This is a genomic window from Acetobacter garciniae (assembly GCF_017377735.1).
GTDB classification, from domain to species: domain Bacteria; phylum Pseudomonadota; class Alphaproteobacteria; order Acetobacterales; family Acetobacteraceae; genus Acetobacter; species Acetobacter garciniae.
On sequence record NZ_JAFVMH010000011.1, the window covers coordinates 38,164 to 62,482 of the forward strand.

At 63.5% G+C, this 24,319-nt stretch carries 20 protein-coding genes; 10 read left to right on the forward strand and 10 right to left on the reverse strand.

Annotated elements, in window-relative coordinates; translation table 11 throughout:
* The first annotated feature begins 147 nt into the window (after positions 1-147).
* The 10 genes from J2D77_RS15170 to J2D77_RS15215 all read left to right on the forward strand — a co-directional run bounded on the left by J2D77_RS15170 (position 148) and on the right by J2D77_RS15215 (position 9,625).
* A complete protein-coding gene (locus tag J2D77_RS15170) occupies positions 148-1,722 on the forward strand; it encodes an RNA repair transcriptional activator RtcR family protein (protein ID WP_207847231.1) in 1,575 nt (524 codons plus the stop codon).
* 440 nt (positions 1,723-2,162) lie between these two features.
* Positions 2,163-3,485, forward strand: coding sequence for an LLM class flavin-dependent oxidoreductase (locus tag J2D77_RS15175; RefSeq protein WP_207847232.1), 1,323 nt, complete (start codon positions 2,163-2,165; stop codon positions 3,483-3,485).
* 137 nt (positions 3,486-3,622) lie between these two features.
* Positions 3,623-4,375 (forward strand): urease accessory protein UreD, encoded by a 753-nt coding sequence (locus tag J2D77_RS15180; RefSeq protein ID WP_230975862.1) that lies wholly within the window; start codon positions 3,623-3,625, stop codon positions 4,373-4,375.
* 34 nt (positions 4,376-4,409) lie between these two features.
* Positions 4,410-4,712 (forward strand): urease subunit gamma, encoded by a 303-nt coding sequence (locus J2D77_RS15185; RefSeq protein ID WP_207847234.1) that lies wholly within the window; start codon positions 4,410-4,412, stop codon positions 4,710-4,712.
* Entirely contained in the window at positions 4,696-5,040 is a 345-nt protein-coding gene (locus J2D77_RS15190) for an urease subunit beta (protein WP_207847235.1), read from the forward strand. The genes J2D77_RS15185 and J2D77_RS15190 overlap by 17 nt, the downstream gene beginning before the upstream one ends.
* Positions 5,037-6,743, forward strand: a complete 1,707-nt coding sequence (gene ureC / locus J2D77_RS15195; protein ID WP_207847236.1) for an urease subunit alpha — start codon at positions 5,037-5,039, stop codon at positions 6,741-6,743. Before J2D77_RS15190 ends, ureC begins: the two co-directional genes overlap by 4 nt.
* Positions 6,743-7,267, forward strand: a complete 525-nt coding sequence (locus J2D77_RS15200) for an urease accessory protein UreE (protein WP_207847237.1) — start codon at positions 6,743-6,745, stop codon at positions 7,265-7,267. The genes ureC and J2D77_RS15200 overlap by 1 nt, the downstream gene beginning before the upstream one ends.
* A 37-nt stretch (positions 7,268-7,304) precedes the next feature.
* Positions 7,305-7,970: an urease accessory protein UreF gene (locus tag J2D77_RS15205; protein WP_207847286.1), complete on the forward strand. Its 666-nt coding sequence runs from the start codon at positions 7,305-7,307 to the stop codon at positions 7,968-7,970.
* On the forward strand, positions 7,967-8,581 hold the full coding sequence (ureG, locus tag J2D77_RS15210; protein WP_207847238.1) for an urease accessory protein UreG: 615 nt from the start codon (positions 7,967-7,969) through the stop codon (positions 8,579-8,581). Before J2D77_RS15205 ends, ureG begins: the two co-directional genes overlap by 4 nt.
* 105 nt (positions 8,582-8,686) lie before the next feature.
* Positions 8,687-9,625: a HoxN/HupN/NixA family nickel/cobalt transporter gene (locus J2D77_RS15215; protein WP_207847240.1), complete on the forward strand. Its 939-nt coding sequence runs from the start codon at positions 8,687-8,689 to the stop codon at positions 9,623-9,625.
* Between the two features lie 46 nt (positions 9,626-9,671).
* Here J2D77_RS15215 and J2D77_RS15220 read toward each other — a convergent pair whose 3' ends face one another.
* The 10 genes from J2D77_RS15220 to J2D77_RS15265 form a co-directional block, all read right to left on the reverse strand.
* Positions 9,672-11,696, reverse strand: coding sequence for a sensor histidine kinase (locus J2D77_RS15220; protein ID WP_207847242.1), 2,025 nt, complete (start codon positions 11,694-11,696; stop codon positions 9,672-9,674).
* Complete coding sequence (locus J2D77_RS15225) at positions 11,689-12,348, reverse strand: LuxR C-terminal-related transcriptional regulator (RefSeq protein ID WP_207847244.1); 660 nt, start codon at positions 12,346-12,348, stop codon at positions 11,689-11,691. Before J2D77_RS15225 ends, J2D77_RS15220 begins: the two co-directional genes overlap by 8 nt.
* Positions 12,349-12,603: 255 nt before the next feature.
* Positions 12,604-13,335, reverse strand: coding sequence for a PP2C family protein-serine/threonine phosphatase (locus J2D77_RS15230; RefSeq protein ID WP_207847246.1), 732 nt, complete (start codon positions 13,333-13,335; stop codon positions 12,604-12,606).
* Complete coding sequence (tagF, locus tag J2D77_RS15235) at positions 13,332-13,925, reverse strand: type VI secretion system-associated protein TagF (RefSeq protein WP_207847248.1); 594 nt, start codon at positions 13,923-13,925, stop codon at positions 13,332-13,334. Before tagF ends, J2D77_RS15230 begins: the two co-directional genes overlap by 4 nt.
* 14 nt (positions 13,926-13,939) lie before the next feature.
* Positions 13,940-17,446 (reverse strand): type VI secretion system membrane subunit TssM, encoded by a 3,507-nt coding sequence (gene tssM / locus J2D77_RS15240; RefSeq protein ID WP_207847250.1) that lies wholly within the window; start codon positions 17,444-17,446, stop codon positions 13,940-13,942.
* 7 nt (positions 17,447-17,453) lie between these two features.
* Positions 17,454-18,872 (reverse strand): type IVB secretion system protein IcmH/DotU, encoded by a 1,419-nt coding sequence (icmH, locus tag J2D77_RS15245; RefSeq protein ID WP_207847252.1) that lies wholly within the window; start codon positions 18,870-18,872, stop codon positions 17,454-17,456.
* Between the two features lie 30 nt (positions 18,873-18,902).
* A complete protein-coding gene (gene tssK / locus J2D77_RS15250; RefSeq protein WP_207847253.1) occupies positions 18,903-20,237 on the reverse strand; it encodes a type VI secretion system baseplate subunit TssK in 1,335 nt (444 codons plus the stop codon).
* 46 nt (positions 20,238-20,283) lie between these two features.
* Positions 20,284-21,795 carry a type VI secretion system-associated FHA domain protein TagH gene (tagH, locus tag J2D77_RS15255; RefSeq protein ID WP_207847254.1) on the reverse strand — a complete coding sequence of 504 codons (1,512 nt, stop codon included), beginning with the start codon at positions 21,793-21,795 and terminating at the stop codon, positions 20,284-20,286.
* Positions 21,792-22,406: a DUF6931 family protein gene (locus J2D77_RS15260; protein ID WP_230975863.1), complete on the reverse strand. Its 615-nt coding sequence runs from the start codon at positions 22,404-22,406 to the stop codon at positions 21,792-21,794. The genes tagH and J2D77_RS15260 overlap by 4 nt, the downstream gene beginning before the upstream one ends.
* Positions 22,403-24,247: a type VI secretion system Vgr family protein gene (locus J2D77_RS15265; RefSeq protein WP_207847255.1), complete on the reverse strand. Its 1,845-nt coding sequence runs from the start codon at positions 24,245-24,247 to the stop codon at positions 22,403-22,405. Before J2D77_RS15265 ends, J2D77_RS15260 begins: the two co-directional genes overlap by 4 nt.
* Positions 24,248-24,319 lie beyond the last annotated feature (72 nt).

Sequence of the window (24,319 nt, forward strand, 5' to 3'; positions counted from 1 at the left end):
TTTTTTGCTAGATGGAAGAGCGAAAAAAAAGAAAAACGGCAAATCCCCATAACAGGTTGTTACTAAATGATATTATGAGATTTTCAGCGCAAGGGGTGCGCGAAATATTATATGGATTTATAGGGTTTTATCGTTTTATATAAGCGTATGCGTAATGTTGTCATCGGCTTTATCGGCACCGTTCTCGACCAGGGGCGTCGCCGCTCCTGGCGGCCCTCGGTGCAGATCTGTGCCAACCCTGAATTCCCGGTCGATCGGCTGGAACTGCTCCATGACCACCGCAACCTGCGGCTGGCCGAGAAGGTGGCGCGTGATATCGTGGCCCTGTCGCCCCAGACCGAGGTGCGGCTGGTGGATATGGAACTCGACAACCCGTGGGATTTTCAAGAGGTTTACGGAAAGCTGTACGATTTTGCGGAATCCTACGGCTTTGACGAAGATCGGGAACATTATTACGTCCACCTGACCACAGGCACCCATGTCGCCCAGATCTGCTGGTTCCTGCTGACGGAAAGCCGCCATATTCCCGCCTGCCTGCTCCAGAGCGGACCACCGCGCGGGAAGAGCAGCCCCAACAGCACAATCGACATCATCGACCTTGACCTGGCACGCTACAATGCGTTGCAACGCCGCTTCGAAGCGGCGGCACGTGAACATTCCTACATGCTGCGCGGCGGTATCCCGACCCGGAACGCGGCCTTTCACAGCATGATAGAGCGGCTGGAACAGGTCGTGACCCGCTCGGATGAGCCAGTCCTGCTGGTGGGGGAGGCTGGTGTTGGCAAGACCACGCTTGCGCGCCGTATTCATGAACTCAAACTCCAGCGCCGTCGTATCAAGGGTCGTCTGGTCCAGGTGAACTGTGCCGGATTGCAGGGGCCGCAGGCCATGGCGGCCCTGTTTGGCCAGCGGCGCAACGTGGTGGGGCTTGCGGGCACCGAGCGGTCCGGCTTCATCAGCGAGGCCGAAGGCGGCGTGCTGTTCCTCGATAACATCGACCTGCTGCCCCAGGCGGAACAGGGCCTGCTGCTCGATGCGCTGGAAAGCGGCAGTTACTACCCCGTGGGGTCGGATACCGCGCAGAGCTGCCGCTTTCACCTGATTGCCGCCACCAGCCGTGACCTGTCCGTGTTGGCGCAGCAGGGCATCATGCGCCCCGACCTGCTGGCGCGACTGGCCTTATGGGTTTTCCACCTTCCGCCATTGCGCAATCGGCGCGAGGATATGGAAGCCGAACTGGCGTATGAACTGGAGGAAGCGGAACGGAGCCTGGGGTGCAAGATCGGCTTCAATGTGGATGCAAGGGCACGCTACCTGCATTTTGCCCGTGACCCGGCCATGGCCTGGACAGGTAATTACCGGGATCTGTCGGCCTCGGCCCGCAGGCTGTGCACCCTTGCCGAACGCGGGCGCATAACCCTGCCCATGGTGGAGGCGGAAATCACGACCCTGACCCGCCAATGGTCGGCAGTCCAGCGCGACGATGACCTTGCGCTGCTGGCTGAAATCCTGCCCGACCCGGCAGGCGTGGACGAGTTCGACCGGGCACAACTCGCAGCCGTGGTGCGGGCCTGTCGCGAAGCCTCGTCGCTTTCCGCGGCGGGGCGGCGGCTGTTCGCCGTATCCCGCCAAGGCAAGGCCAGCCAGAACGACGCGGACCGCCTGCGCAAATATCTTGCCCGTTTTGGCCTGAACTGGGAAATGCTCGCCAGCAGTGCCTGAACGCACCCGCCGTCGGGTTCGGCACCAAAAGGGAAAAGGCAAACAGGGTGGGGCAAGTTCACCGGCGGGTTTTCCTCCCCTTGCGTGGACCGATATAATCAGTATACTGATTATATCGCATGAGTTACGATGATGGGCGTGGGTTTCAGCGTCGTATCCGATAAAGAGGATGCCATGCCCGGTCGAAGAGGAAGCGCCATGAAATCATGGAGATCGCATCATTATGGCATGGACGGGTTCATGGAAGGCGGGGGAGCCGTATGTGCCTGCATCCTGCTCCATCAGAACACCGTGTGCGTTGCAACTGCCGACATCTCATGATGCTGCCGAACGAACGTAAAACCAGGACCTGTCCAGGCAAAATGGGTGAGTGCTACCCGAAATCCATTTCGGCAACTGGAGCTTTGTCCATCCTAGAACCTAAGCTTGAGGGATAGCTGATGACCAATAAAATGCTGCGTCTCGCACTCTTTCTTTTTCCCGGGCAACATCTGGGGGCCTGGCGCCTGCCCGATGCCATTCCGGAAATAGATCTTGGAATCGAGCATTACGTCCGGGCGGCCCAGCTTGCCGAACAAGCGAAGATGGACGCCATTTTCTTTGAAGATCAGGCGGCTGTACCGCGTAGTAATGAGATCTTGAAAGGCGATACTTACGGCGCTGCCAATCCACGCTCGATCCATTTCGATCCCATGATGCTCCTGCCTGCCCTGGCCATGAAGACCACGCATCTCGGTCTTGCCGCCACATCGACCACAACGTTCAACGAACCCTATAATGTGGCGCGTCGGTTTGCCTCCATCGATTTTATCAGTAACGGGCGTGCTGGCTGGAATCTGGTCACATCGTTCAATGAAAGCGAGGCCCAGAATTTTGGTCTCGACGCACATATGCAGCACGGCGCGCGCTATGAACGTGCCAGCGAGTTCGTCGATGTCGTGACCGGGCTTTGGGACAGCTGGGAAAAAGGGGCGATAACCCGGGATAAGGAGAGGGGTGTTTATTTTGATGTCAACAAAATGCATTTCCTCCAGCATGAAGGAAAATTCTTCAAGGTCCGTGGACCGCTGACAATGGACAAGAGCCCGCAGGGCAGGCCCGTGATCCTGCAGGCCGGGGCGTCCGAACCCGGGCGGGAACTGGCGGCCCGGACGGCCGACGTCATCTTCACCCTGCAAACGGATATCGCCGAAAGCCGTTTATTCCGCGAGGATATTCGCAAGCGCGCCGTACGTTTCGGTCGTGATCCGGACAAGATCAAGGTGCTGCCCGGCATTACGCCCATTGTCGGGAAGACGGACCAGGATGCCGCAGACTTCAGGGAACGCATGAAGAATCTCATTCCCGAAGACCTGGCGATTACGCATCTCATGCCCCATTCCGGCGGCATAAACTTCCGCGACTATGATCTTAACGGCCCGATGCCCGAACTGCCCGACACCAATAACGGCAAATCGCATCGCGCGGCAATCATGGCGCTGGCCCGTCGCGGAAACCTGTCCATTATCGAGACAGCCCGCACGTTTGCCGAAGGCAGCTACATGAAAATGGTGGGATCGCCGACCACCATCGCCGACACGATGCAGGAATGGCTTGAAGCCGATGCCTGCGATGGTTTTCTGGCCGTGCCCACTCACTTCCCCGCCGGTGTGGAAGACTTCACCACCCTTGTCGTGCCGGAACTGCAGCGCCGTGGCCTGTTCCGCAAGGATTACGAGGGCAGGAATTTCCGTGAAAACCTGGGGGTTGAAACCTATAGCTGACATCTGGACCTGTCGCGCGCAGGCGCTAAGATCGGCCTGATCGCGGCAGGACGGATATGAACTTTGTGACGACACCTCTCCAGCGTGCAAGAGGTCAATTCGGGTTGGAGGTCAGGGCTTTCGGGCCACGGACCCGCATGGCCGATCTGGTACAGGGGGGCTGTTGTCGCCTGCTTTTTCCGCGCGTAGCGGGGCAGGGGCTGGAAGCGGCGACAGTCAATATATCGGGCGGAATTGCGGCGGGAGACCATATTGAAGGCCGCCTTGCCTGCGGTGAGGGAACAGACCTTGTGGTGACATCCCAGGCCGCTGAACGGATCTATCGTGCCCGCGCGGGGGATACGGCAGCGCAGATGGCGGTGTCGTGCCATGTCGGGGCGCAGGCCCGGCTTGAATGGCTGCCGCATGGCACGATCTTTTTCGATGGCAGCCGCCTGCATCGCCACATGCAGGTGGACATGGCCGCATCCTCCACCTTCCTGTTTGTAGAAAGCCGGATATTCGGGCGCAGGGGCTCGGGCGAGCATTTGTCTGACCTGGCCGTGCGTGACCGCCTGTCCATCCGGCGTGATGGCAGACTGCTGCTTGAAGACATGCTGCGGCTGGAAAGCGCGGATGTGGCGAGCCTGCTGGCGCAGCCTGCGATTGCGGGCGGGCAAGGGGCGGTGGCGACACTGGTGCTGGTCAGCCCGCAGGCCATGGATCTTTTGCCGGCCCTGCGCGCCCGGTTGACGGAACCCGAATGCGTGGGGTTTGCGGCTTCCGCCTGGAATGGCATGCTGGTGGTCAGGGGAATGGCGCAGGGCGGCTGGCCTCTGGAAGTCGCGTTGCGGCATATCCTGCCCGTGTTGCGGAACGGCCGGCCCCTGCCTTCCACATGGCGGTCATGACGGGTAAAGGCACATGGGAACGGATCGATAAGACATGAAGTTGACACCGCGGGAAAAAGACAAGCTGCTCATTTCCATGGCGGCCATGGTGGCGCGGCGCAGGCTGGAACGTGGCGTGCGCCTGAACTACCCTGAAGCCGTCGCCCTGATTACAGACCACGTGGTGGAAGGTGCGCGCGACGGGTTGAGCGTGGCCGAGCTGATGGCCAGCGGCGGCCATGTGCTGACCCGCGCGCAGGTCATGCCCGGCGTTGCCGAGATGATCCACGATGTGCAGGTGGAGGCAACTTTTCCCGATGGGACAAAACTGGTGACCGTTCATGACCCGATACGCTGATCCCTTGCCCGAAGGGGCCATACCCGGGGAAACCCTGCCTGCCAGTGGCGATATTACCCTGAATGAAGGCCAGCCCCGCCGCGTGCTGCGTGTCACCAATACGGGCGATCGTCCGGTGCAGGTTGGCAGCCACTACCACTTTGCCGAGGCCAATCCCGCCCTGCATTTCGACCGGTCGCAGGCCCTGGGCTGGCGGCTGGACGTGCCATCGGGCGGTGCTGTGCGTTTCGAACCGGGGCAGGAGCGGGACGTGACCTTGGTGCCCCTGCGCGGACTGCGGCGTGTGATCGGCTTTCGGGGCGACGTGATGGGGAAGGTGGATCAATGACCCGTCTGACACGGCATGATTACGCTGGCCAGTTCGGCCCCACCACGGGGGATCGGGTGCGCCTGGCCGATACGAACCTGCTGGTGCAGGTGGAAAAGGACTTTACCACCTATGGCGAGGAAGTGCGTTTTGGCGGTGGCAAGACCATTCGCGATGGCATGGGGCAGTCCCAGGTCACGCGGGCGGAAGGGGCTGCGGATACCGTCATTACCAATGCGCTGATCATCGACCATTGGGGGATCGTCAAGGCGGATGTGGCCCTGCGCGATGGGCGGATCGCGGGAATAGGCAAGGCGGGCAATCCCGATATCCAGCCTGGCGTGGACATTATAATCGGACCGGGCACGGAAATTATCGCCGCCGAAGGCAAGATACTGACCGCTGGCGGCATTGACAGCCATATCCATTTCATCTGCCCCCAGCAGATAGAGGAAGCCCTGGCATCGGGCATCACCACCATGTTGGGCGGTGGCACGGGGCCTGCCACGGGCACCGCCGCCACCACCTGCACGCCCGGGCCGTGGCATCTGGCCCGCATGTTGCAGGCGGCGGATGCCTTCCCGGTCAACCTGGCTTTCGCGGGCAAAGGCAATGCGTCCCGCCCCGAAGGGCTGGAGGAAATGGTGCGCGCAGGCGCGTGCTGCCTGAAACTGCACGAGGACTGGGGCTCAACCCCTGCGGCCATCGACTGCTGCCTGGGCGTTGCCGACAGGATGGACGTGCAGGTCATGATCCATACCGACACGCTGAACGAAAGCGGGTTTGTGGAAGATACGATCGCGGCCTTCCGGGGGCGGACCATCCATGCCTTTCATACGGAAGGGGCGGGCGGGGGACATGCGCCCGATATCATCCGCGTGGCGGGCCTGCCCAACGTGCTGCCATCTTCCACCAACCCCACGCGGCCCTTTACGCGCAATACGCTTGACGAGCATCTGGATATGCTCATGGTCTGCCATCACCTTGACCCAAGGGTGCCCGAGGATATCGCCTTTGCCGAAAGCCGTATCCGGCGGGAGACCATAGCGGCCGAGGATATTTTTCATGACATGGGCGTGCTGTCCATGATGTCTTCGGACAGCCAGGCCATGGGGCGGGTGGGCGAAGTGCCCCTGCGCACATGGCAGACGGCCCACAAGATGAAGCTCCAGCGCGGTGCATTGCCGGGGGACGGTGCTGCGGATAACAACCGCGTCAAGCGCTATATCGCGAAATATACCATCAACCCGGCCATAGCCCATGGTCTCTCGCACGAGGTCGGGTCCATCGCCGTGGGCAGGCTGGCCGATCTTGTTCTGTGGGACCCCGCCTTTTTTGGCGTCAAGCCCGATCTGGTCATCAAGGGTGGGGCCATCGCCTATGCCATGATGGGTGATCCCAATGCCTCCATCCCCACGCCGCAACCCGTACACGGGCGCATGATGTTCGGTGGCTACGGCGGGGCGTTGACGCATACGAGCCTGACATTCGTATCAAAGGCAGCGCTTGAGGACGATATCGGCCGCAAGCTGGGCCTGCACAAACGTCTTTCCGCCGTGTCCGATACGCGTGGCGGCATTGGCAAGTCCAGCATGATCCACAACGACGCCATGCCGCAGATCGAGGTGGACCCCGAAACCTATGAAGTCCGCGCCGATGGCGTGCTGCTGACATGCGAACCCGCCGAGATCCTGCCCATGGCCCAAAGGTATTTCCTGTTCTGATGACCCGTGTAATCGAAATCCTGCCAGCAGGAAGCTGGACCGAAGCGGATGCTGCGGATGTATTCGCCGCCGATTACGAAGGCCGCCACCGCAGGCGCATGATGCTGCCTTTACGCTCCGGCGCTAAAGTATTGCTCGACCTCGAACACGCCCGCCTGCTGCACGATGGCGACGGGCTGCGGCTTGAAGATGGCCGTATTGTCCGGGTAGAGGCCATCCCCGAAGCGCTGATGGAAGTCAGTGCGCAGGATCCGCTGCATCTGCTGCGGCTGGCATGGCATCTGGGCAACCGGCATCTGCCCGCCGCCATCGCGGAACACCGCATCTTTGTGCGGCACGACCATGTGATTGCGGACATGATCGAAGGGCTGGGCGGCCAGATCCGCCATGTGCAGGCGGCCTTCGACCCCGAAAGCGGGGCCTATGCGGGGCGGGCCGGCACGCATGAACATGGCCATGCGCATGCCCACCCGCACGACCACAAGCACGACCATGGCAGTGGCCACACCCATTCGCATGGCTGAGCAGGCAGGGGCGGGAGAAGTACCGGCTGGACAGGCACTGGCAGGGCAGGATTTTCTGCGGCTTCTGTCATGGGTGTCTCCCGCCTTCCCCACGGGCGGGTATGCCTACAGCCATGGGCTGGAATGGGCCGTGGAGCGTGGGGATGTGTGCGATGTGCAGACCTTGTGCGCATGGACCTACGCCCTGTTGCAGCATGGCAGCCTGGGCAACGACCTTGTCATCCTGCACGCGGCCTGGGTGGCGGGGGAAGACGATGACCGCCTGCGCGATATTGCGCAGTTCGCCTGCGCCACAGCTACCTCGCGCGAGCGGTATGAGGAAACGACCTACCAGGGCGAAGCCTTCCTGCGCGCTGCTGGCGTATGGAATGTCACACCGCCCAGCACGGTTCTGGCCGGGCAGCGCTGGCCCCTGCCGGTAGCCCAGGGGCTTGTGTTCCGCCGGGGCGGTGTCGCATGCAGGCAGGCCGTGCTGTCGGGCGGCTATGCGGCGATGGCGGCCCTTGTCTCGGCCGCTGTCAGACTGGTACCGCTGGGGCAGACGGACGGGCTGCATGCGCTCGCCCGGCTTGAACCTGCGCTGGCGGCGGCGGCGCGCCACGCACAGGACCAGACGCTGGAAGATGTGGGCGGGGCGTGTTTCGGCTCCGACCTTGCGGCCATGTATCACGAAACTCAGGAAACGAGGTTGTTCAGGACATGACAAAGGCAAAGCACGGCCCGCTGCGCGTAGGGATTGGCGGCCCGGTTGGCACGGGCAAGACAGCCTTGATGGACGCGCTGTGCCGCCGCTTTCGCGACGACTACAATATCGCCGCCATCACCAATGATATCTACACGCGTGAAGATGCGGAATTCCTGACCCGTGCGGGGTCCCTCCCACCCGAGCGGATCATGGGTATCGAAACCGGCGGCTGCCCGCATACGGCGATCCGAGAAGACGCCAGCATCAACCTTGCGGGCATTGCGGAACTGACGGAGCGTTTTGCCGGGCTGGATCTGGTGCTGGTGGAAAGCGGGGGCGACAACCTTGCCGCGACCTTCAGCCCTGAACTGGCCGACCTGACCATTTATGTCATCGATGTTTCGGCCGGCGACAAGATACCCCGCAAGGGCGGCCCGGGCATTACGCGCAGCGACCTGCTGGTTATCAACAAGATCGACCTGGCACCCCATGTTGGGGCCGATCTGGGGGTCATGGAGCGTGACAGCAAACGCATGCGTGCCGAACGGCCTTTCGTGTTCGCCAATGTCCGGGCCGGGCAGGGGGTGGATGCGATTGCCGCTTTCATTATCGAACAGGGTGGGTTGTAAAGTATCGCCCCGCGTAACCGGCATGAAGGCACTGAAATGGCAAGGCACGCGAGGGGGCTGACGGGCCCGCGGGGAATAGGGCGACCGGCTGGCGTCTTGTACGCAATGCTGCTGGCCAACCTGCTGGCCTGGGCAGGGGCCATAAGCTTGCTGGGTACAACGCCCCTGCTGCTGGGGGCGGCAGGCCTTGCATGGACATTCGGCCTGCGCCACGGGCTGGATGCAGATCATATCGTGGCGATCGATACAGTCACCCGCAGGCTTGTGCAGTCCGGTCGCACGCCGTCACTGGTCGGGCTGTTCTTTTCGCTGGGTCATTCCAGCGTCGTGATCCTTGCCACATTCGTGCTGGTGGGGTTGCCCGCGCATGGCTGGCTGGAGCGATGGCACCTGCTTGGCGGGGCTTTTGGCACGGCTGTTTCAGCCATGTTCATGGGCGTGGCGGTTATTGCCAATGCCCGCATGGCCGTGGGGCAATGGCGGGCCCTGCACCGTGGCGGCGCTTCATTGCCCGCCACCGGCACGCCGGCAACCTGGCTGCTGCGGCCGGTTTTCCGCCTGATCGGGCGAAGCTGGCATATGTATCCGCTCGGTTTCCTGTTCGGTCTCGGCTTCGATACCGCAAGCGAGATCGGCCTGCTGGGAATGGCAACGGCCCAGGCCAATCAGGGGGTTGGCCTACTGGGTGTCATGGCCCTTCCATTGCTGTTCACGATGGGCATGGCGTTGGTCGATACGCTGGATACCGTGCTGATGTGCCGTGCCTATGGCTGGGGCATGCGCAGGGGCGATCGGTACCGGGGCTACGACCTGGCCGTGACCCTTGTCTCGCTCGGGGCCGCAGGCACAGTTGGCACGATCGAACTGGCGCAAGGAATAGGTGGGGCAGATGGCGGCAACGGCCTGCTCATGCGCGGAATAATGGCGGCCAATGACCATTTTACGGCCCTCGGAGCCGCCATCGTGCTGGCTTTTCTGGCCCTGTGGGGCGCGGCGGTTGCGATCGGCCGCGTGCAGCGCGGAGAAGTTACCACCACCCCGTAAACCTGCGCCGGGTCGAACAGGCGGGGGGCTGCTGCCGTTCCCGAACTTATGGCGATCCCGGCTGAGCCCGGGTGGCGGGCTGTTCTATCGGCAGCCAGAGCATGAAGTTCGTTCCCGGGTTGCCAAGCCGCCAGTCGACCCGCCCGGCCAGGGCATTGGCACGCCAGCATATGTTGTGGAGCCCGCGTCCTTCATTCGTGCGCTGATCGGGGCAAAAGCCCAGCCCGTTATCTTCCACCCGCACAAGAATGCCCGGGGGTTCGGTCTCGGTCGACAGGCGGATATGGCTGGCCTGGGCATGCTTGAGAATATTGGTAATGACTTCCTGGAGAATACGCAGGATATGCAGGGCGGATGACGGTGTCAGCCACTGCAACGGCGGCAGGGGGGTCACGGCCCATTCCAGCATGACACCCTGCGCGCGCAGGCGTGGGGTCAGGCGAAAGCGCAGGTTGGCCAGCAGCATCAGCAGGTCGGCGTCTACCGGTTCAAGCGAATCAACAGTCAGTTTCAGGTCGAACAGGCAGTCTTTCAGGGTCTGCGCCAGCACCTCGTGCGATGCGGCGTGGTCGGCCATATGGATCGCCCCGGTCAGGGTCGAGCCCAGGCCGTCATGCATGTCGCGCATCAGGCGCTGCCGTTCGGCTACCAGCAATTCGCGCTGTTCGATCTGGTGCAGGCGTTCGTATGTGTCGCGCAGGGTTACTTCCTGCGCGTGCAGGCGTGTTTCCAGAATCTGGTTGCTGCGTTCGGCAAGGCCCAATGCGTTGATGTAACGTCGGCACAGAATATACAGACAGCTCAGGAACAGGTCGGGGGTGATATAGGGAAGCAGGTAGATATGCCCGATGCTGACATAGTAATTGGCCATCAGCATGTCATGCACCGCAATGGGGAACATCAGCATGTTCCAGAACAGCAGGAGCATGCCCGAGCCCGAACGCCGTCGCCACATGGCGGCCATCAGCAGAGGCATGGTCGGCGTCGAAAGCGTGAAGCAGAAAATATAGGCACAGAGTGCGAGTGCGGAGATCGTGGCGGAAGAAAGGAACAGGGGCGACGTTGCAACCGTGCATGCGATCATGCCCCAGACCAGCAGGCGCTTCAGCCAGCGGAACTCCACCTCGGCCAGGCCGCAGCAGAACAGCCAGCCCACGACGATCAGCCAGCACATGGAATTGACGGTGGCCCAGCCGAACCAGACGGGCGAGATGATGCTCGGATCGAGCGGGCCCAGAAAATGCAGGATCCGTGTCGTATAAAGCACGGCCGCAAAAACGAAGAGCAGATAAAGATCGCTGTCGGGCCGGGCCAGGGCCACGAAGAACAGAACAACGGCCATGGACAGCAGCACGACCGCAAACACCCCCGGCACGATACATTGCAGCGCGATACGAATGCGGTATCGCCAGAACAATGCGTCATGCTGGCCAACCCAGGCCGGGGTGATGGCGCCCCCCAGCCCCGGTAGCGTGTCCATGCGCAGCAAAATGACCGATGGACCGGCAATGGGCAGGTCGATCAGCACCGGGCGGTTAAAACTGTTCCAGATGATATCGCCATGGGATCGCCAGACCAGATGACCGTTCTGGTATACGGCCAGTCTTCCCTCCGTTTTCCACCGCGGCAGGTAGAAGCTGATATCGTTGCTCATCTTCCCCAGTGTGGCGGGGGGCGCTACCTTGAAGCGGTACCAGCTTGTCATGGCATGGCCATGGCTTGCCGATGGAATGACATTCGTGCGCGGCACACCTGTGTAGGGGAGGGTCGCCAGCCGCCAGTCACCCTGCGGGCCGTCTGCTGCGATCTCATCGGCCTGCGGGGCGTTCAGGTCGGTGACGGTCTCCTGCCTCAGGAACTCGGCAGCGGGAAAAAACTGGGTCCACAGGACCGGGGAGCCCCCGAAAACAGGGCCATGGAGCATGCGGACCAGCAGCAGCACGATAAGCCCCACGGCCACTGTACCCGTGCCGAGCAGAAACATGCGGCGCCCCTGGGGCGAATGCGGGCGGGGTGTGTCGTATCTGGCGCTGTCGTCAAACAGGATGGTTGTGGCCGCATTTTCAGTCATTGAGCCATCCATGGCGGCGGCCCAGGGTGACGGCTTCCATCCGCGATGTCACGGCAAGCTTGCGATAGATCCGCCGGATATGGGTCTGCACGGTATGGGCCGATATCTGCAATTCGCCCGCGATTTCGGATGACGTAAAGCCCTGGGAAATTTTTTGCAGCACTTCATGTTCCCGCCCGGACAAGGGTGAAGGCTCGCGTTCGGCAGGTTGGGGCAGTTGCGTGCGAAAGCGTGAGAGGATCCGGCGCGCGATCATGGGGCTGATCGGGCTGCCGCCTTGATGGACGCTGCGGATATCCGCAATGCGCTGGCTGTCATCGCTGTCCTTGAGCAGGTAGCCTACAGCGCCCGAGGCAATGGCGGTCATGACATCGGTTTCATCCCCGAATGTCGTGTTCACCAGCACGGCACAGTCCGGCCAGCGTTCGACGGCGGCACGCACCACGTCGAGCCCGGACCCGTCGGGCAGGCCGATATCGGCCAGCAGCACGTCAGCAGCAGGCCCGTCCAGCATGGCCAGCCCGGCCGCCCGGCTGGTGGCCGCGGCATGGAGCGCCATGTCCGGCTGGGCGGCAATCGCCCTCGCCATGGCGTCGTGAAAGGTCACGTCGTCCTCTAATATGGCGATACGCAGGGAATCGGGTTTTTCCATGATCGCATCATGGCCACGAATGTGACGTTAAATGAAAGCTTTAGACCGGTTTTTTCTCCAAATATCACATTCTTTCGATTGAAAAATGACCCCGTGTCCCCAGAATTGGGGACAATAAACACACCTCTTGCCCCCGCCCCGGTTCCCCGAAGCCAGGCCCTGCCCAGGCCCCGCCCTGGCCGACATTGCCCCGGCATGGCAGCACCAATGCGGGAGTCGCCCGGTGAACGCCCCAGCCAGGAACGCCCCTGCCAGTCACAGGGGGCTGTCGGTCCGGTCGCAGGTAATGACCACCGCGGTCACGTTATCGGTCGCCTTGTGCGCCAGGGCCGCGCTGATCAGCATGGTTGTGGGGTCCAGGTCCGGCAAGACAGATAGCGAGGCGCTGAGTTCGGCAGCGTTCAGGGTTTTGGTGATCCCGTCACTGCAAAGCAGGAAACTGTCACCCGGATGGAGCTTGCCTATGACCTTGTCCAGCACAAGGTCTTCCTCCCCCGCGCCGATCGCGCGGGTGATGATGTTGGCATGGGGGTGGGATTCGGCATTTTCCGGCCTGATCTGCCCCGCATCCACCAGTTCCTGCACCAGGCTGTGGTCCTGGGTGATCTGGCTCAACATGCCGTCGCGATAGAGATAGGCACGGGAATCACCCGCCCACAGGCAGGCGAAATAGCCGTTCCTGATCACAAGACAGACCAGGGTGGTGGCGATCACAACATTGCTGCCCCGGCGCGCGGCCTCCCGCCGTATACGGGCGTCGGCCCCGGTCACGGCCTGGCGGATCGCACCAAGCATGTCCGCCGCCATGGGCAGGGAGGGCAGAGCGTCCAGTGCTTCGATCACCATCGTGGCGGCGACATCGCCCGCCTGATGCCCACCCGCACCGTCCGCCACGGCCCATAAACCGATATCGGGGCGGTTCAGGAGACGGTCTTCATTATGCCGGCGTTTGGGGCCGGGGTCCGTCTTTGCCCATGAACGTATCATCTGACCTCTGTGGGAACATAGTCTGTGGGAATACAGGATGACTCATTATCGCGGACCATGCCCGCCGCCATTGCGGCAGGTGGCAGGCAGGCAAGAGCAAGCCGGGCGGGGCTGTGCCGCGGCCCGCCATCGGTCCACCAGCCCGGTGTGTCGGCAACGTGGCGGGGCGTTGCCGGTTCATCGAGAACCCGGCGCAGCGTGGCCGTGGGTGCGTCCTCGACCACGCAGCGGATCGCCGCCTCACCAACGCGGTCCAGCCATACGGCGCCGTCCAGCAGGGCGGCAGGACCGGGTGCGTGGGCACAGGCGATGAACGGGTAGCACCGTCCCACCCGGTCCATGCTGGGCATCCACACACCCAGCAGCGCCTGGGGGCCACAGGCACCGACCGGCAGCATGAAGTGCCAGACAGGGGCAACCATCCAGGCGTCGCGCCAGTCCGGGCCAAGTGTCCGGGCAACGCTCAACAGGCTTTCGCGGCACCACAGGTCCAGGGCCGCGACGGTGGCTTCACAAAGCCCGTCGCGCACAAAATCGGCCTGGGAGGGAATTTTGCCGAAGAACCCGGCCGAAGGCGGATGATACGGCATTGCACTATGCGCCATCATAATGCGGGACAATGAAAGGAGGATAGAAGCCCGGGCACAAACGGGTTCAGAACCGAGGTGGCACCCAGCGTATAGCTGACGGTATGGCCCCCGATATCGAAACTCAGCGTATAGCGATCGGGCCCGCCTGCCGGGGTCATGCGGCCCTGGCCAAACAGGTGGAACAGAGCCCACGGCCCCGTTGCCGTCAGTTGAAGGGGCGCGCCCCCCCCCGCCAATGTCAGTGTCAGCCGCGCTGTCTGCATGCCGTCATTGCCGGGCCAGGAAACCGTGGTGGCCATTTGCGGGCCCTGTGCGTAGGTCACGCTCAGCCCACCCAGTTGCAACACGGCCTGCGTTGCATCGGCACTCAGGGAGAGTGGCGTAAGCGTGAACTGCACGGCTGGCTGCATGCCCGAGGCAAAGAACGCCTGCTTGATGGTCTGGGCGCGTTGAAAGGCCGCCAGCGCCCCCTGGCCGATAGGGGGGGCCACGCCGTTGACCGCCTGCACCCGCCAGACGGATTGCGACATGTCGATAAACGGCTGAACCTGCTGGCTGAAGAAACTGTCCAACTGGCCATTGGGTGCGAACAGACGCGCGAAGTCCCCCAGCGGAATATCGGCGCTTGAAGACGCAGTGAACGGATAACGCCCCGCCACCGCCTGCTGGCATAATTGCGCGGGCCCACCCGCCCCGTTGAAGGCGGTACCCGCCGCCCGGGCGGCACTGCCGCCACGCAGGTCGTTGACGTTGCGGGTCAGGCTGCTCAGCCACCGGTTGACGGGCGCGGGCGCTGTTGCGGCTTCCCCCGCCAGCAGGGACGCCGCATCCCCACCCTGGAGGGACGAACCTGCGCCCCCGGAAGGCGCCATCAGGGCGGCCATCTGCTGATGCAGGTTGGTAATAAGGTTCAGGGTCAGGGACAGCGGTGCGCCAGTCCCCGTGCCGACATAGGTCATAAGCGGGGCGTAATAGGTGGCCACATCGCTGCCGGGCAAGGCCGCTTCGCTGTCGGCACCCGTGGGGGCCATAAGCCCTTTCAGGGCCGCTTCGGCCGAGTTCGCATTTGCGACGGCGGCACCGGCCTGGGCGATGGCCTGAACCGGCCCGGCGGATGGGGCTGTCGGCTGGGCGGAAAGCTGCATCTGGGTGATTGCGCTGTTCAGCAGCCGGGCCATGGGCGACTGGGGTGATGACAGGACATACAGGTTCTGTGCAGCCTGTGCTGCATTTGTTGCGGGTTTGAGGTTCAGGTCAGCCAGCATGGCGTCCCAATGCGCTTCGTAATCCTTGGAATACAGTGCCAGCACATTGCTCTCCAGCCCGGCAACTTCGGGGCTTGCGGCATCGGCTGTCATTTGCGGGCCCAGCACCCAGCTTTCATCGGTGACATCGCGCGTGACATGCGCCAAGGCCGGCAGCATGACGGTGCGGAACCCCTTGAGCGTATAGAAACCGGGAATACCCTCAGTCAGCGGTCTGCCGGACGCACGGCTGAAAAGGGGCACACCCGCAGCCCCCATTTCCTGCGCGGGAACCCAGGGCGGCAGGGTGGCAGGCGCTGAATCGCGGATGCGCGAATAGATCCGTTGAGCCGGGGAAACATGGGCGAAGGTCGTGCGCGCCGCATCGACCAGCGTGCCGTCCAACGGCACCGGAGGCAGGGAGGAGGCCAGCAGCGCGTCCAGGTGACGTTGCAGGTCGGCGCGTTGCCGGGCGCGGGCCGGTCCGGGATAAAGGCGTTCCCAGTCCAGTTTCATCCAGGTCTTGACCAGCGTGCGATCCATCGGTCCCTGACCGCCGAGCATCAGATACACCCGTGTCACCTGATAGAGGAATTCCGGCCTGTCGAAGCTGCCCCGCATTTCCGCCTCCAGTTGCAGGACGATGCGGGGCAGCAACGCGTGGTCAAGGGCGTGCACGTAGGTTGCCTGCGCCCCCGCCGCCAGTTTCCCGGCCTGGCTCAGCCCCATGCCGGCAAGACCCGTCACCCGGTCGTCCGGCCCGAAGGGGAGGGCCCGTGCCGCGTCCAGCAGCGGCAGAACAGCCATGACATCGGTATCGCGCACCGGGTCCAGCGGCAGGCCGCCCGCCACGCGTTCATAGGCGCGCAAGGCGGTATTGCTGCGCTCGATCGCATCGGCATTGCGCGCGCGGCTTATCAGCAGCCCCACCAGGATCAGCATGAAGGCCGCCGCCACGGCAGCGTATCCGCCGCCAAGCAGCACCATCCGCCGCCGCCTGCGGGCGGGAGACATGCTGGCCAGCATGGCCTCGCCGAACATGACATCGCATAACAGACGCCGCAGGAAGTAACTGCGGCCCTTGACGGGGCGCAGGGAAGACGCGCGCGCCTGATCGATACCATAAGACCGGGCCAGGGCACCGGTCAGACGATCGAACGGCGTGCCTTCCTGTGTGCCGGATGTGAAATAGACCCCGCGCAGGAACGGTGCGGGATCGAGAAGTGACGCACCGAAGGCCTCGGTCAGAAAACCTGTCAGTGGCGCATGCAGGCTTGCGAACTGCGAGGGGAAGGCAGCAATCTGCACGCGCTTGTCGGGGCTGCGTTCGCGTTGCAGCAGATCGATCAGCCGGTCATCCAGCCGCTGGCACAGGAGCGAGAATTCGCTGTCCAGCGTTCCAATCGGGTTGGTGGCGGCGGGGTCGAAGGTCATGCCCCAGACCTGGGCGCGGCGTTCCTCGTCCAGGTCGTCGTAGAACTCGCTGAATCCGGCCAGCAGGTCGGCTTTCGTCAGCAGCATGTAGACCGGAAGTTTCAGGCCCAGCCGTTCTGTCATTTCCCGGATACGGCGGCGTATGGCCTGGGCATGCGCACTGCGTTCCGATGCCGTCATGCCAGCCAGATCGGCCAGCGAGAACGCGACCATCACACCGTTGAGCGCCTGCCGCTTGCGGGTATTGCGCAGCAGGTCGAGAAACGTGTCCCACCCGGCACGGTCGGTGCCATTGCCCGTATCCTGCGTCGTATAACGACCGGCCGTGTCGATCAGCACCGCCTGATCGGCGAACCACCAGTCGCACAGGCGGGTTCCACCCACCCCGGCGATGGCGCTCTCGTTCAACGGAAAGGTCAGTCCGGCATTCAGCAGGGCCGTTGTCTTCCCCGAACCCGGTGGGCCGATAATGACGTACCAGGGCTGTTCGTAAAGATAACTGCCCCGGCCCCGGGCCTTGCGCAGCACGGCCAGAGCGCTTTTCAGCCGCTCGGCCAGGACTGCGGCTTCATTCGCTGCGGCTTGGTCCGTGGCACTGTCAGGGGTGCCGCCATGTGCGACACCCTGGGCCAGGGCGGCATCGCGCATCCGCCGGCGCCAGTCGATGGCCAGGTTGATACCCGCCCAAAGGCCGAGCAGCAGCACCACGCCCGCAAGACGGGGCCAGATCGGGGCCAGCACGGACAGGAACGGGCCGAAGAACCAGAGCAGCGTGCCCAGTACGGCGGTCGCGACGCCGCTGAGAAACCAGCGCGCGGTCAGGATGGCGACAATCTTGCTCATGTCTCGCTCAGTTTCCCAAAGGGTGGTCTAGGACAATTTCGATACGCCGGTTCTGGCCGCGCCCTGCCGGGGTGGCGTTGTCGGCAACCGGATCGGCGGCGCCCATGCCGTTGGTCACGACCCGGCTGGCATCACCGATCGTCTCGCCCAGCACGGCCCCCGCTGCCTGCGCCCGTGCGCGCGAGAGTTCGAAATTGGACGGAAAACGAAGGGTGTGGATCGGCTGGTTGTCCGTATAGCCGGTCACGCTGACCTGCCCGGTTTCCGACGCCAGGGCCGTGCCGATCTTGTGCAGCAGCGGCAAAGCGCCTGTTTCGACGGCGGCCGAGCCCGAGGCGAACAGCCCCAGGTTGTTGATCCGCACCATGGGCTGGCGCGGCGTGCCCAGAACACTGACCTGGCCTGCCGCAATTTCGGGCTGCAGGAATGTGGACAGGCGTTGCAGGATCGTCGGCCCGGCAGCGGGGGCTACCGCAGGTGGGGTGGCTGGCTGGTCACGCAGGATTTGCGGCATGGCCGCCGGCGGGGCCGAGAGGGCGGCTGAAAATGTCGTATCGGAGCGGCTGCTGAGCGAAAAAAGCGATTGCGCGAAAACAAGGCCCAGCACACCGGCGGCCAGCACGCCAACGGTCCACAGGGGAATACCACGCCCCCGGCCCCTAAAAGGCGCGTTCACCCCCTGCCAATGGGGGGACAAGGCGGCATCGCCCCGGGGTTTCTGGCGGCGGATGATTTCGTATGTCTCTTCACGCAGCCTGTCGATTTCGGACATGCCGCGCGGGGTCAGGCGGTAGCGGCCCATATACCCCAGTGAAAGGCAGAAATACATCAGTTCCAGCACGGGCAGGAAGCGGCCCGGGTTCTGCCTGATCTGTTGCAGCACATCGAAAAACCGCTCGCCCGAGCGCACTTCCTGATGAAAGGTCGAAACCAGCGAATGCTGGGCCCATATTCCCTGGCTGCCCCATGGCGTGGCCAGTATGACATCGTCCAGGCTGGCGCACAGGGCGTAATGCGCGGGCCTAAGCTGCTCCATTGGAATATCGCCCAGGCGCGCTTTTTCCTCGAACGCGCGGAGTGCGCGAACCGTGCGTTCGCGCAGTTCCGTCTGGTTGGGCGGGGTGCGCAACTGGCGTAGCCGACCCAAAAGCTGCAACAGCGGCCCCGCGGCCGATAGCAGCGGGCCGCCCCCCATCTCGATCGTCTGCGCGGCTTCGACGGTGCGCGGTCCGGGTGGCGCATCGGCCGGGGGCACAAACGCCGTCGCCTCGGACGCACTTGCCTCGAACGGCTGGCTGAACGGGGCTCCACCGCCAAACGCAGGCGCTGCGGGCGGGGGTGTGCCCGGCTTACGCCCGCCCGGCATGGGGCGGATGATTGTCCGGTCCGAATCATCGGGTTCGGCAAATGGATTATCGCTGCTCATGGTGTTCTCCCGCCCTATGGCCGTGCCATGTCATCCCCGGATCGCCCACAGATCCATGCGCAGGCCGGGAAAATCGCCCGAGACATGGATCGCGAAACCGCCCGAGTTGCGCATCTGCTGCCAGTGCGGACTGTTGCGATCGAGTTCGAAATAGGTTGCCCCGGCATGAAAAGGGATCTGGCGCGGTGCGACGGGCAGCGGCCGGATGGCAATACCGGGCAGGGCAACGTTCACCAGTTCGCGGATCTGTTCCACAGCCCCGATCTTGACCTGGGCGGGGAAAAGCCTGCGCAGGGTTTCGGTGGGCACGTCGGCCTGCACGCTCAGCACGAAATTGGCGTTCTGGAGCACGGTCCGATCGGTAATCGGCCCCACATGCACGCCATGCCTGCGTTCCTGCAGGGGAATGGCGATGGCGTTCGTTTCCATGACCGAAGACAAGGCCCGGCGCAGATCGGCAATAACGGGGCCGAACGCGCGTTGAAGATCCTCGTGCCGATAACCGGGGTAAGCGCCGGGCCTGCGTTTCGTATCCGTAAAGGTGGCGAGTTCGCCCGCCATCTGCACACAGGCGCTATAGAGCGTTTCGGGGTGAATGGCGAAGGCGTCGCTCCAGTGTTGCAGCAGGCCCTGCCAGCGGTTGAGCGCCTGGAGCAGCATGAAATCCGCGACTTCCGCGACCCCGCGCGTATTGGGTGCCGCAAGCCTTGTGGCCAGGGCTTCCCCGCGCTGGTTGATCATGCCCGCCAGTTCCACGATCAGCCCGGACAGCGCGCGCGAGACATGACACAGCAATGAAGGGGGTATCCACCGTTCGTCCAGCGTCACGCGCCGATCGGCGGAAACTTCGATAATCCGCGCAAGGGGAATGCACAGATAACCCGAGCGGTCATCCGTATCGAGCAGGTAGCGCAGCTTCAGCCGCCCCACCAGAATATCCGCAGGCTGGGGGGAGGCGGAATGCGTGTCATAGGCTTCGAACACGCCCGGGCTGTAGCGTCCTTCGGCCCCCGGATCGGCAGACGCGGAAATTTCCACCGCACCGGGCTGTCGCACGGGCAGGGCCAGATGAACCAGCACGCCGCGTGCGGTATCGGGCACGTCCAGCGGTGGCGGATGATCGGCGTCACCCGGCAGGGAAAAGGTCGTTCCGTCCTCGAACACGCCTGCCGCGGCCGATAATGCGAAACGGCCCGTTCCCAGAAGGTCCTGGTCCGTCGTCATCTGTGTCAGGCCCCAGCCATGGGGCTGTAATCCGGCCAGTCTGGCGCGTAGCCCGGCTTCCAGCCAGCGATCCTGCTGCTGGAAATGCTGGGAGCGGATGAACATGCCTTCCTGCCAGATCACACGATTGGTCCAGCTCATGATTGCGTGTGCTCCATCTGGCAGGACTGCCCTGTCTGTTCGTCTTTCATGGCGTTCCCCGATCCTGGATGTCCTGAAGCGCTGTTTCGTAGGCGCGGGCGAAGGCCTGTCCGAACACGGCGTCGAAATTATCGGCCAGCCCGTTCGTGACCGTTCTGTATTCTTTCTCGAAACTGTCGAAGGCACGGGCCTTTTTCTGCGCTGGCAGCAGGGCCATGCCACCTGCCTCGTCCGCGCTGGCCCGCAGGCGCGCGGGGTCCAGGCGGGCCATCACGGCGCGGACCCCGTCCTGCATGGCCGCCATCGTCGCCAGTTCGTGCAGGCGCATATCGCGCAGCGTATCGCCCACCGCCACGTCCGGGCGCATGTCCACCCGGCGGCCCAGCCCCAGCAGCGCGCACAGGGCATCGTCATCATGGGCGGAAAATTTCAGCGGGTTGTTGCCCCGTGCGCGGATCATGGTCTGTTCGATACGGAATTCGCCCTTGATGGTCGCGCGCGCGATCAGGGCCTGCCGCAGGCCGGACACCATGGCGCGAAAGGTCGCACCGATCTCGCCCATAAGGGCTTGTGGGTCGGCAGGGGCGGGCATGTCGCTTAATCCGGCCCCTGCCAGAAAGGCGCTCATCAGATCACCCCCGGCCGTTACCGCAGCGTGGGGGGCTGTCGCAGGTGCAACCGGGGCCACGGGCCTGTCAGCCCTATCCGCCGGTTCGACAAAGGGGTTGCCCTGCGCAGCCCCCTGACTGAAACCGACCGGATCGTCGATGGCAAAATCATCGTTGTTCGTATCCTGGGGCGAAGCTGTGCCATCCGGCGTGTCTGGTGCTGGCGCAGGCGTGGCCGATGGGGCAGGAGGTGGCGCAATGGGCGAGAGATCCCAGTCGTCATCATCGGGCAGCAATATGCGGGCGGGCGGGGGTGCGAACGCATCCCCAAAGGCGGGTATGTGATCGGCAATGGCGGCTGGTTCGATGAAGTCGGGCGAGGATGTCGGAGGGCTGAAATCGTCCGGCAGGATGACAGGGGCGGGCTGCGGGGGCGCACCGAACAGCGGATCGGCATTCCCGAACGCCTGCTCTATAAAGGCACTGTCCCGCGCGGGCTCACCGGGGGCGGATGACGGGGTGCCGAACAGCGCATCGGTGAACGGATCGTCCAGCGGGGAGGGGCCGTTTCCACCGGGCGTCAGACCGAGCGGCGGGGCAGGATAGTCTTCCTGCCCTGCGGGCGCGTAGGCGGCAGGGGCGATCTGGGCTTCGATCTCGTAGGTGCCGATACGGATACGGTCACCAGTGCGCAACTCGCGGATCGTGCCGTGGCCGAGGGGGGCAGCGCCGTCATTGACGAAGGTGCCGTTGGTGCTGATATCGGCCACCGCCCAGCCGCCCTGATGAAAGGCGATAATACAGTGCCGTTTGGACAGATGCCGTTCGGGGTCGGCCAGAACCCAGTCATTGTCGGGCCCACGCCCGATGCGCAGTTCACCACCGGTTACGTGCCGTGTTTCTGGGTACACGGCATCGGGGCAGCGCAGTACGGTCAGTGTCAGGGTCATGCGGTCTCCATCGGTAGGCGACCGGCGCCACCTGTTGCGATATCCTGTGCGGAACGAAGGAAGAATGTCAGACGTGTGTCGCGCTTCTCGGCATTGCCCCGGACTGCCGCCAGGGCTACGGCGCTGGCCACGGCCGTTCCCGCCAGATGGGCGGCGGGGGGCACAGGTGGGGTGCGCGGCGGGGTGATGGATGCACCGCTCCAGAACGCGGCCAGTGCTGCCCAGGATTCCGGGCTTTGCAGACCGGCTTTGCGGGCTGCCTCCATGGCCTGGCGGCCCGTATCCTCATCGGGTTGACGCACCCAGTTTTCAGTCAGGCTGCGGGCGGCCAGCGTGGCCTCGGGCAGCGTGGCAGGTGCGCTATGCCGCGCGCACATGCAGGCCCACCACACAGCTTCGCGCCGGGGCAGGGCATAAGCCAGCAAACGCGCGGCCTCCGCCGCCCGGCCCGATGCGACCAATGCCGAAAGCACCTGTTCGAGCGTATCGGCGCGAATGGCGCTGGCCGCGATTTCGTCTGCCATGCCGCTCAGTTCCAGCACATCGGGCAGATTCGCTCCGGCCAGTTTGCTTGGTGTGCGGGGCGGCATTACGCTGGGGTCCGCCATCATGAATTGATCATGGTGACACCGCCGGACAGTTGCAGGAGCGCCTGCCCGGAAATGCTCACCTGAGCGGATTCGACGGTAATTCCCGCAGCCGTCAGCTGCATTTTGCTTGCCCCGATACTGAGCGTGATGCCCGAAGGGTCGATCACGACCGCACTGTCCCCCACTTGCAGGGTGATGGACTGCGCGGCCTTGCAGTCCATGCTGCCGGCGCTGACATCGACCGACAGATTGCCCTGCGATACGGTGGTGGCGTGATCGCCGCGGACCGTATCCGTCTTGCTGCCGTCGATCTGCACAGTCTCATCATGCGTGACGGTGACGGAGCGGTCGTTTTCCACTTCCACGACAAGGTCGCGCTCGGCATGCAGCAGGATTTCCTCCCGCCCCCTGGCGTCATCGACCGAGAATTCGCTGAAATTCGCCCGCCCGCCATCCATCGAGCGCGAACGCCATCCGCTGCGGGTTTTTTCCGCCGCGGGAAAGATCGGGGCATTGCGGGCATTGTAAAGGCCCCCGACAGCCACGGGCCGGTTCACGTCCCCTTCAAGGAACGCGATCGCCACCTCGGTCCCTACCCGCGGGATGTGCTGCATCCCCCACCCATTGCCAGCCCAGGGGTGCATGACACGCACCCATAGCGTCTTGTCCGCCGCGATGTCGCGCATATGATCGGACGGGAACTGCACCTTGATCCGGCCCAGGTCGTCGGTATGCACTTCCTCGCCCTGCGGCCCGATCACCAGCGCACTATACAGCCCGGCCATGACGGGGGGGGAACAGTCATGATCCGGGCGATAGGCCACAGCGGTGCGGAAGGCCGTCAGGCTCATGCCGACAGCACCGCCCTGCTGGCCGTTGGATACGTCGTAGCTCAGGGTCCGGACGACGTATTCCGTGCTGCCGCCGCCCGCGAACGGGTCGCGTTGCAGAATGAACCTGCCCCCCGCGAAAAAAGCCGGCGCCTGTCCGCTGCCTTCGTAAAGTTCGGCAACCGCTTCGGCCGCCTGCATCCGCGTCTTGACCACACCGGCAACGCCGCCGCGTGTGTCGCGCGTTGCGGGCCAGAGGTAATGCACGCGGCTTTCAGCCCCCGACGCCTTCAGCAAGGTGGATTCGTCCGCCTGCAAGGTGCCGACCGAGGCGGTGTCGGTTGCAGGATCGTAATCCGCGGCACCGACCCGCCCCGTAACGGTCTGGTCCGCCCGGTCCCAGTCCTGGATTACGCCCAGGCCGGGGGTAACCTGATCCAGCGGCAAGGCATGCGGGTCCATGGCGGGAAAAGCGGTGTTGGCATCGGCCAGAATCAGGCGATGGCCATATTCATCATGAATGAAGAAATAGAAAATTCCGCAATCCTGCAGAATTCTGTGCAGGAAATTCAAATAGGATTCGTTGAACTGGACAATGTAGTCCCGCGCTGCATAGTCGAGCGTGAGGCGGCTGTCACAGGTGATTCCGAAATCCGATAGAATTTGCAAGGCGATTTGGGGCACAGACATCTGCTGATAGAAGCGGCAGTCGTTCGTCTGGCCCAGAAACCACAGGCGCGGCACGACGGTCAGCCTGTAGGACCACAGAGTATCGCCCTGCATGGGATCCTGCACGACGGATGAGACAATACCGTTGATATAGCGCGCAGGCGCCCCACCACCGCGAGGGCGCGCGACCTGAATGCTGACCGACTGGTCCAGAAGCTGGTCAGCGTCGAGACGCTCCGCCCCGGAATGAAGATGGACCTGGTACGTGAAAGGACGGCTCAGCTCCTCGGTGCCATGCACGCTTGCGACGCCGAATGGCGCATCACTCAAAGGCGTAACAATGGAGAGAAGATCAAGATCCATCGATCGGTTGTCCGTCCAGATTGAGAAGTGCGCGCGCCGTGTCCCCTGTTTAGGGGACTTGCACACACAGTA

Coding starts and splice junctions, on each gene's coding strand:
- J2D77_RS15230 (WP_207847246.1), bottom strand. CDS start 13,335: ATGATACGTTCATGGGCAAAGACGGACCCCGGCCCCAAACGCCGGCAT.
- icmH (WP_207847252.1), bottom strand. CDS start 18,872: ATGAGCAGCGATAATCCATTTGCCGAACCCGATGATTCGGACCGGACA.
- J2D77_RS15190 (WP_207847235.1), top strand. CDS start 4,696: ATGACCCGATACGCTGATCCCTTGCCCGAAGGGGCCATACCCGGGGAA.
- tssM (WP_207847250.1), bottom strand. CDS start 17,446: ATGAGCAAGATTGTCGCCATCCTGACCGCGCGCTGGTTTCTCAGCGGC.
- tagH (WP_207847254.1), bottom strand. CDS start 21,795: ATGACCCTGACACTGACCGTACTGCGCTGCCCCGATGCCGTGTACCCA.
- J2D77_RS15260 (WP_230975863.1), bottom strand. CDS start 22,406: ATGATGGCGGACCCCAGCGTAATGCCGCCCCGCACACCAAGCAAACTG.
- J2D77_RS15225 (WP_207847244.1), bottom strand. CDS start 12,348: ATGGAAAAACCCGATTCCCTGCGTATCGCCATATTAGAGGACGACGTG.
- tagF (WP_207847248.1), bottom strand. CDS start 13,925: ATGCCGTATCATCCGCCTTCGGCCGGGTTCTTCGGCAAAATTCCCTCC.
- ureG (WP_207847238.1), top strand. CDS start 7,967: ATGACAAAGGCAAAGCACGGCCCGCTGCGCGTAGGGATTGGCGGCCCG.
- J2D77_RS15200 (WP_207847237.1), top strand. CDS start 6,743: ATGACCCGTGTAATCGAAATCCTGCCAGCAGGAAGCTGGACCGAAGCG.
- J2D77_RS15185 (WP_207847234.1), top strand. CDS start 4,410: ATGAAGTTGACACCGCGGGAAAAAGACAAGCTGCTCATTTCCATGGCG.
- J2D77_RS15180 (WP_230975862.1), top strand. CDS start 3,623: ATGGCCGATCTGGTACAGGGGGGCTGTTGTCGCCTGCTTTTTCCGCGC.
- J2D77_RS15175 (WP_207847232.1), top strand. CDS start 2,163: ATGACCAATAAAATGCTGCGTCTCGCACTCTTTCTTTTTCCCGGGCAA.
- J2D77_RS15215 (WP_207847240.1), top strand. CDS start 8,687: ATGCTGCTGGCCAACCTGCTGGCCTGGGCAGGGGCCATAAGCTTGCTG.
- J2D77_RS15170 (WP_207847231.1), top strand. CDS start 148: ATGCGTAATGTTGTCATCGGCTTTATCGGCACCGTTCTCGACCAGGGG.
- J2D77_RS15265 (WP_207847255.1), bottom strand. CDS start 24,247: ATGGATCTTGATCTTCTCTCCATTGTTACGCCTTTGAGTGATGCGCCA.
- J2D77_RS15220 (WP_207847242.1), bottom strand. CDS start 11,696: ATGACTGAAAATGCGGCCACAACCATCCTGTTTGACGACAGCGCCAGA.
- tssK (WP_207847253.1), bottom strand. CDS start 20,237: ATGAGCTGGACCAATCGTGTGATCTGGCAGGAAGGCATGTTCATCCGC.
- ureC (WP_207847236.1), top strand. CDS start 5,037: ATGACCCGTCTGACACGGCATGATTACGCTGGCCAGTTCGGCCCCACC.